The organism is Pseudomonas sp. JV245A (assembly GCF_032424515.1).
Lineage (GTDB): Bacteria > Pseudomonadota > Gammaproteobacteria > Pseudomonadales > Pseudomonadaceae > Aquipseudomonas > Aquipseudomonas protegens.
Genome location: NZ_VYKE01000414.1, coordinates 1 through 1,039 on the forward strand (window position 1 = coordinate 1; position 1,039 = coordinate 1,039).

1 protein-coding gene is annotated in these 1,039 nt (G+C 62.1%); it reads left to right on the plus strand.

From position 1 onward, the window contains the following. The first annotated feature begins 54 nt into the window (after nt 1–54). A complete protein-coding gene (locus tag F6S12_RS32100) occupies nt 55–828 on the plus strand; it encodes an enoyl-CoA hydratase (RefSeq protein ID WP_011061351.1) in 774 nt (257 codons plus the stop codon). Nucleotides 829–1,039 lie beyond the last annotated feature (211 nt).

The following is a 1,039-nucleotide window of genomic DNA, read 5'->3' on the forward strand; positions in this document are numbered from 1 at the left end:
CATTCAGCGCATGGTCATTTCGCGCAATCTCTGACTTTTAGCAGGAGCTGATTCATGAGCTACGAAACCATTCTGTTGGACATCAAGGGCCGGGTCGGCCTGATCACTCTCAACCGCCCCCAGGCACTGAACGCCCTCAATGCACAGATCGTCGGCGAGGTGAACCAGGCCCTGGATCGCCTGGAAGCCGACCCGCAGATCGGCTGCATCGTCATCACCGGTTCCAAGAAAGCCTTCGCCGCCGGTGCCGACATCAAGGAAATGGCTGAGCTGAGCTACCCGCAGATCTACCTCGACGACCTGTTCAGCGACAGCGACCGCGTGGCCAACCGGCGCAAGCCGATCATCGCCGCGGTCAACGGCTTCGCCCTGGGCGGCGGTTGCGAACTGGCGCTGATGTGCGACTTCATCCTGGCCGGCGACAACGCCAAGTTCGGCCAACCGGAAATCAACCTCGGCGTGCTGCCGGGCATGGGCGGCACCCAGCGCCTGACCCGCGCGGTAGGCAAGGCCAAGGCCATGGAAATGTGCCTGACCGGGCGTTTTATCGACGCCGTGGAAGCCGAGCGCTGCGGCATCGTCGCACGCATCGTGCCGGCCGATGAACTGGTGGAAGAAGCCCTGAAAGTGGCGGCGGTGATTGCCGGCAAATCGATCCCGGTGAGCATGATGATCAAGGAAAGCGTGAACCGCGCCTTTGAAGTCAGCCTGTCCGAGGGCGTACGCTTCGAGCGCCGGGTATTCCACGCCGCCTTCGCCACCCAGGACCAGAAAGAAGGCATGGCCGCCTTCATCGCCAAGCGTGACCCGCAGTTCAAGGACCAGTAACCGCAGCGTCCTAGCCACGTAGGAGCTGGCTTGCCAGCGAAGGCGTCCCCGAGGGCAGCGCATGACTCATGGGGCCTGTTCGCCGGCAAGCCGGCTCCTACGAGGGAACAGCCAAAAAAAATCGCAGCCCCGGCTGCGATTTTTTGTTTTCGGCGTCAATGCCTACAGCTGGTAATGCTTCAACTCGCGAGCGATCAGCAGGCGCTGGATC

Coding starts and splice junctions, on each gene's coding strand:
- F6S12_RS32100 (WP_011061351.1), top strand. CDS start 55: ATGAGCTACGAAACCATTCTGTTGGACATCAAGGGCCGGGTCGGCCTG.